General features: G+C 35.7%; 1 pseudogene. It reads left to right on the top strand.

The annotated features are described in order from the left end of the window. Positions 1–645, top strand: a pseudogene (locus tag Aba26S_RS21020) (IS4-like element ISAba33 family transposase); the annotation flags it as partial.

Here is a 645-nt window from a genome sequence, read left to right as displayed (position 1 = left end):
GGAAATTCAGATACAAAAGAGCGTATTGCTTTGATTCAACGCTTTATCTCCATTTTTGGTAAAGACCGTATTGTGAATGTGTTCGCAGACAGAGAATTTATCGGTGAGAAATGGTTTACATGGTTAATTGAAAATGACATTAACTTCTGTATACGTGTTAAAAAAACTTTATTGTGACCAATCACTTAGCCAAGAATCATAAAATTAGTGATTTATTTCGTCATCTTCAAGTTGGTCAAACTGAATGTCGTAAACGACGTATTTGGGTTGGTCGAGTGAAACTGTATATTAGTGCGCTACGATTAGAAGATGGAGAACTTTTACTTGTTGTTTCTCCTATGTTTAATGCTTCTGCTATTCGTGATTATGCATTACGCTGGGAAATCGAAACGTTATTTAGTTGTCTCAAAGGACGTGGATTCAATCTTGAAAATACTCGTTTAACAGACCCTAGACGAGTCAAGAAATTGATAGCAGTGCTAGCTATCGGTTTCTGTTGGTGCTATTTAACAGGTGAATGGCAACATGATCGAAAAAAAGCGATAAAAATAAAGAAGCATGGACGACTTTCAGTAAGTTTATTTCGCTACGGTTTGGACTATGTTCAAATGGCTATTCTACGTTTGATTGGTTTTGGAAAAAAAG

The organism is Acinetobacter sp. NBRC 110496 (assembly GCF_000876115.1).
Lineage (GTDB): Bacteria > Pseudomonadota > Gammaproteobacteria > Pseudomonadales > Moraxellaceae > Acinetobacter.
Note: the sequence above shows the minus strand (reverse complement) of the source record. Positions and strands in the feature narration are given on the sequence as shown.